2 protein-coding genes and 1 rRNA gene are annotated in these 3161 nt (G+C 44.1%); all 3 read left to right on the top strand.

All coding sequences use genetic code 11. From position 1 onward, the window contains the following. On the top strand, positions 1-680 hold a 680-nt coding region (locus C1726_RS07420), incomplete at its 5' end, for an IS3 family transposase (RefSeq protein WP_142385082.1). A gap of 114 nt (positions 681-794) precedes the next feature. Beyond that, a complete protein-coding gene (locus tag C1726_RS26745) occupies positions 795-929 on the top strand; it encodes a hypothetical protein (RefSeq protein WP_268877008.1) in 135 nt (44 codons plus the stop codon). A 526-nt stretch (positions 930-1455) separates the two neighbouring features. Then, positions 1456-3006, top strand: a 16S ribosomal RNA gene (locus tag C1726_RS07425). The last annotated feature ends 155 nt before the right edge of the window (positions 3007-3161 follow it).

The raw sequence follows: 3161 nt of genomic DNA on the forward strand, positions 1-3161 counted from the left end.
GTTATGGTTACCGTCGGATTACATTAGAATTACGCAACAGAGGGTATGTAATCAATCATAAAACGATCCGACGTCTAATGAATGAGCTGGGATTAAAATGTCTCGTTCGAATGAAAAAATATCGGTCATACCGAGGACAAGTAGGCAAAACTACAGCTAATATATTAGAACGGGATTTTCATGCATCTAAGCCTAACAAGAAGTGGGTGACGGATGTGACAGAATTCCACCTGCATGGGGAAAAGCTATATTTATCGCCCATTCTCGACTTATATAATGGTGAGATAATAGCTTATAATATAGAGCAACGCCCTGTATATCCACTTGTTTCTAAAATGTTGGACAAGGCCATTGAGCGATTAAACGAGGGAGAAACCCCCATCCTCCATTCTGATCAAGGCTGGCATTATCAGATGAAGCAGTATCAATTTGCATTAAAAAAACATGGTATCATTCAAAGTATGTCCCGTAAGGGGAACTGCTTGGATAACGCAGTCATGGAGAACTTCTTTGGCTTATTAAAGTCTGAATTGCTTTATTTGAAGAAATTCGAGAGTGTGGAGCATTTTAAAATAGAGTTAGAAAAATACATTCACTATTATAACCACAAACGGATTAAGGCAAAGTTAAAAGGCATGAGTCCAGTGCAATACCGAACTCATGCCCAAGTAGCTGCCTAAACCCATGTCTAACTTTTTGGGTTCAGTTCAGTTCTGTCCTTTTTTACATCCCACGCAATAGTGAGGAAACATATTTAAAATAAAAGTCATCCAAGTTTAAAAGGGGTGATTAAGGTGCTGGAAACAAGAGTGCGATTCTTATTTTTAACTCTAGCAACGATATCATTCGTTTCTTTCTATCCTTATTCTCCTGTAATGGCATGTGATTGTGCCATTACAGGAGAATGCAGAGGAAGCACTAGTAATTAACTGTGGAAGAAGTTCGGAAATGCAGTATGCAGATAAAGATTTATTGGAACTTGGAGAAGGGAAGAAACCAAGTAATATGGTTCAATTAGAAAATGAATTCATAAGTAACAAATCATTATCTTGGATAAGCATAGTACTGCTACTAATATTAACTCTTTCAATAATTAGTCTTTTTAGAAAAGTAAAAGTGTTATAATTGTACTCTTGAGAAATTTTATTTTAATTGGGTAATTATATTTGTTAATACATGTTGACTTCTATAAAAAAATATATTAATATAATAAATCTCAGCTAGAAGAAAAAACGATAGTATATTCTACTCTCTTGTAGTTGACGAATTGTGGTTATCTATGATATTATAAAATCCTTCTGTTAAAGAAACAGAAATTATCTCAAAAAAGTTATTGACACCACTGAGATAAAGTGATATATTAATATCCTGTCACAAAATAGTTCTTTGAAAACTAAACAAAGCAAGAACGTCAACGTTAATTCAAGTTTTAAACTTAAGAGCTAATCTTACTCTTTATTGGAGAGTTTGATCCTGGCTCAGGACGAACGCTGGCGGCGTGCCTAATACATGCAAGTCGAGCGAACTTGCGGGAGCTTGCTCCCAAAAGTTAGCGGCGGACGGGTGAGTAACACGTGGGCAACCTGCCTGTAAGACTGGGATAACTTCGGGAAACCGGAGCTAATACCGGATAATTCTTTTCCTCACATGTGGAAAAGCTGAAAGATGGCTTCGGCTATCACTTACAGATGGGCCCGCGGCGCATTAGCTAGTTGGTGAGGTAACGGCTCACCAAGGCGACGATGCGTAGCCGACCTGAGAGGGTGATCGGCCACACTGGGACTGAGACACGGCCCAGACTCCTACGGGAGGCAGCAGTAGGGAATCTTCCGCAATGGACGAAAGTCTGACGGAGCAACGCCGCGTGAGTGATGAAGGTTTTCGGATCGTAAAACTCTGTTGTTAGGGAAGAACAAGTACCGTTCGAATAGGGCGGTACCTTGACGGTACCTAACCAGAAAGCCACGGCTAACTACGTGCCAGCAGCCGCGGTAATACGTAGGTGGCAAGCGTTGTCCGGAATTATTGGGCGTAAAGCGCGCGCAGGCGGTCTTTTAAGTCTGATGTGAAAGCCCCCGGCTCAACCGGGGAGGGTCATTGGAAACTGGGAGACTTGAGTGCAGAAGAGGAGAGTGGAATTCCACGTGTAGCGGTGAAATGCGTAGAGATGTGGAGGAACACCAGTGGCGAAGGCGACTCTCTGGTCTGTAACTGACGCTGAGGCGCGAAAGCGTGGGGAGCGAACAGGATTAGATACCCTGGTAGTCCACGCCGTAAACGATGAGTGCTAAGTGTTAGAGGGTTTCCGCCCTTTAGTGCTGCAGCAAACGCATTAAGCACTCCGCCTGGGGAGTACGGCCGCAAGGCTGAAACTCAAAGGAATTGACGGGGGCCCGCACAAGCGGTGGAGCATGTGGTTTAATTCGAAGCAACGCGAAGAACCTTACCAGGTCTTGACATCCTCTGACAATCCTAGAGATAGGACTTTCCCCTTCGGGGGACAGAGTGACAGGTGGTGCATGGTTGTCGTCAGCTCGTGTCGTGAGATGTTGGGTTAAGTCCCGCAACGAGCGCAACCCTTGATCTTAGTTGCCAGCATTCAGTTGGGCACTCTAAGGTGACTGCCGGTGACAAACCGGAGGAAGGTGGGGATGACGTCAAATCATCATGCCCCTTATGACCTGGGCTACACACGTGCTACAATGGATGGTACAAAGGGCTGCAAGACCGCGAGGTTTAGCCAATCCCATAAAACCATTCTCAGTTCGGATTGCAGGCTGCAACTCGCCTGCATGAAGCCGGAATCGCTAGTAATCGCGGATCAGCATGCCGCGGTGAATACGTTCCCGGGCCTTGTACACACCGCCCGTCACACCACGAGAGTTTGTAACACCCGAAGTCGGTGGGGTAACCGCAAGGAGCCAGCCGCCTAAGGTGGGACAGATGATTGGGGTGAAGTCGTAACAAGGTAGCCGTATCGGAAGGTGCGGCTGGATCACCTCCTTTCTAAGGATGAAATGAAGTCTAACTTCATTAAAAGACGTTTCATTGTTCGTTCAGTTTTGAGAGAGCAATTCTCTCATATGAATTTGTTCTTTGAAAACTAGATAATGTATATAAAGAAGAATAACCGAGTAATCGCCATCTTAGTTTTCTCTTAT

Source organism: Cytobacillus massiliigabonensis, assembly GCF_900199725.1.
Classification (GTDB): Bacteria; Bacillota; Bacilli; order Bacillales; family Cytobacillaceae; genus Cytobacillus; species Cytobacillus massiliigabonensis.